This window comes from Promicromonospora kroppenstedtii DSM 19349 (assembly GCF_000515355.1).
Classification (GTDB): Bacteria; Actinomycetota; Actinomycetes; order Actinomycetales; family Cellulomonadaceae; genus Promicromonospora; species Promicromonospora kroppenstedtii.
In genome coordinates, this window is the sequence record NZ_KI911618.1 from 1 (window position 1) to 2074 (window position 2074).

At 74.5% G+C, this 2074-nt stretch carries 2 protein-coding genes and 1 pseudogene; 1 reads left to right on the forward strand and 2 read right to left on the reverse strand.

The window, feature by feature from the left end; all coding sequences use genetic code 11:
* On the forward strand, nucleotides 1-547 hold a 547-nt coding region (locus tag PROKR_RS04525), incomplete at its 5' end, for a helix-turn-helix transcriptional regulator (RefSeq protein ID WP_036959984.1).
* 1 nt (nucleotide 548) lies between these two features.
* Here PROKR_RS04525 and PROKR_RS04530 read toward each other — a convergent pair.
* Nucleotides 549-1835: a glycoside hydrolase family 125 protein gene (locus tag PROKR_RS04530; protein WP_036959985.1), complete on the reverse strand. Its 1287-nt coding sequence runs from the start codon at nucleotides 1833-1835 to the stop codon at nucleotides 549-551.
* Nucleotides 1832-2074, reverse strand: a pseudogene (locus PROKR_RS33890) (glycoside hydrolase family 3 protein); the annotation flags it as partial. The gene PROKR_RS04530 and the pseudogene PROKR_RS33890, both read right to left, overlap by 4 nt.

Sequence of the window (2074 nt, forward strand, 5' to 3'; positions counted from 1 at the left end):
GGCCCGGGTCCGGCTGCTGGCCGGTGACTCCGACGGCGCGCTGACGGTCGCCGGGCGGGCGATGCGCGACGCCGGGGTGACCCCGCGCGACGCGCTGGAGCTCCAGCTCGTCATCGCCGTGGTGCACCTGCGCTCCGGTGAGCTCGACGAGGCGCGGGCGCGGTTCCTGCACGCCGTCGAGCTCGGCCGGCAGGGGCTGCTCGCGCCGTTCGCGCTGTTCCCGCGGGACGAGGTGCTGGAGCTGTGCCGCCGGACCGGCACCGATCCCCGGGGCCTGGGGATGACCCGCGCCCTCGACGACGCGCGGCACCCCACCTCCGGCCCGATCGTGCTGCTGACCCGGCGCGAGCGGGCGGTGCTGGCCGGGCTGGCCGCGGGTGACAGCGCTGTACGTATCGCCGCTGACCACGGCGTCTCGGTCAACACCGTGCGCACCCAGGTGCGCAAGGTCTACCGCAAGCTCAACGTGTCCAGCCGTACCAGCGCCCTCGCGAAGGCGGGCCAGCTCGGCCTGATCCCGCCCGACACGCCCCGGACGGCGTGCTGACTCAGCCCGCGGACTCCTCCGCGACCACCAGCGCGACCTCGCAGAACATCGAGTCAGCCCAGGAGAACCACGGCCGCGAGTACGCGGCCGGATCGGACGCGTCGAACGACTCGTGCATGCGGCCGGTGCCGCCGTCCGTCCGGGTGAGCACGTCGAGGATCCGCACCCTGTCCTCCGGGGTGCCGGTGAGTGCCTCGACGGCCAGCGCGATCGGCCAGACCCGGCCCGGCCTGGTGTGCGGGCTGCCGATGCCGCGCGCCGCCGTGCCGGTCACGTAGTACGGGTTGGCGGGGCTGAGCACCAGCTCGCGCGTCGCGCGCCACACCTCCGCGTCGAGCACGCCCGGCGCGTTCAGCGGCAGCGACAGTAGCGACGGGGTGTTGGCGTCGTCCATCAGGAGCGCGGCGCCGAGCCCGTCCACCTCGTAGGCGTAGACGCGCGCGCCGTCCGGTCCCTCGACCACGCCGAACTCCGCGACACCCGCGACGAGCTCGCCGGACAGCGCCCGCGCGTCGGCGGCCAGGGCCGCGTCGTCGAGCACCTCGGCCGCGATCTCCGCCACGGCGAGCAGCGCCTGCGCCGCGAACAGGTTGGCCGGCACGTTGTAGCCGTACGTACAGGCGTCGTCCGACGGGCGGAACCCGCTCCACGTCATGCCCGTGCGCCCGACGGCGGTGCCCCGGCCCTCGCGCGCAAGCGTCTCGGTCGGGATGTCGGTCTCCCGCTCGAACCGGTAGGGCGAGGCGTCGTGGTCCTGCTCGGTGCGGAGCTGCGCCACGATCGTGGTCAGCACCCGGTGGGCACGCTCGTCGAACACGTCGGTGCGGCCCGTGGTCCGCCACAGCGTGTGCGCCAGCGTGACGGGGTAGGCCAGGCTGTCGATCTCGTACTTCTGCTCCCAGACGTTCGGGTCCTCGCAGACGTCGTCCGGGTCGTAGTGCGCGCCCGTCGGTCCGTCGTTGAAGGCGTTCGCGTACGGGTCGTGGTCCAGGCTCGCGAGCTGACGGCGCACCACGGCCGCCACGAGGTCGGCCAGCGGCGGGCACGAGGCGAGGAACCGCAGGTACGGCGTGAGCTGGGTGGTCGAGTCCCGCATCCACATGGCCGGGATGTCGCCCGTGATGACGAACGCCGTGCCGTCGTCGCCCATGGTCACGGTGTCGGTCAGGGTGCGCAGCAGCGCGGCCTCGACCATGTCGCCCACGCGAGCCCCGGAGGTGGCGCGCACCCGCTCGGCGGCGTCGGTCAGGACCGCCGTGATCGCGGGGTCGAGCTCGGTTCGTGTCATCGCTCCCACGGGGTGGCTCCGTTCTGGTCGGTCACGCGGACCGGCAGGGCGTGGGCGGGCGGGTCCGGTTCCGGCGTGCACCACACGCTGAGCGTGACCGGCGCCGCTTCCGGCGCGCCGGTGGCCCAGGACCCGAGCTCGTCCAGGCCGAGCTCGAAGGCGACCTCCGTGGTGGCGCCGGGAGCGACGGTGGCCCGCCGTACGGCGAGGAGCTGGCGCCGTCGCGGCCGGACGCCGGG

Coding starts and splice junctions, on each gene's coding strand:
- PROKR_RS04530 (WP_036959985.1), bottom strand. CDS start 1,835: ATGACACGAACCGAGCTCGACCCCGCGATCACGGCGGTCCTGACCGAC.